The organism is Paraburkholderia sp. SIMBA_054 (assembly GCF_046534875.1).
Taxonomy (GTDB): domain Bacteria; phylum Pseudomonadota; class Gammaproteobacteria; order Burkholderiales; family Burkholderiaceae; genus Paraburkholderia; species Paraburkholderia hospita.
On record NZ_JAWRXV010000299.1, the window covers coordinates 1 to 397 of the forward strand.

At 63.0% G+C, this 397-nt stretch carries 1 protein-coding gene; it reads right to left on the reverse strand.

The window, feature by feature from the left end; genetic code table 11:
• Positions 1 to 397, reverse strand: a 397-nt coding sequence (locus SB822_RS55210) for a baseplate J/gp47 family protein (RefSeq protein ID WP_410858861.1), incomplete at both ends; no start/stop codon positions are given.

Here is a 397-nt window from a genome sequence, read left to right on the forward strand (position 1 = left end):
TTGCGATCGGCGCGCACGAATAAACGAGTGCTGTGACTGGCTGCTTCGTTACGATCGAATTTGCAACGACAAGCTGGTCTCCGGCCGCAACTGTGCCCCGCGGCGTGCCGCCGGGCCCTTTATCGTTCTGCGACACGCCGTCCGTTCCCTGAGGAAATCCGTTATGCGCTGCCTCAGCGATGTCCCACATGGTGTAGACAACGACAGTGCCAGCGCCGAAGCCATTCGGCGCGCACCATGCGCGGGTGACTCCAGCCACCTGCAGCGCCCACTCGACGTAATCGTCGGAATCGCCGCCCTGCGGCGTTCCCTGATAGGCATCCAGCATGCGGCTGCGGAGGTCGTCGTCTATCTCAATGTCTGCGCCGGACTGGACAGTCGCCGTGATGGTGCCTCC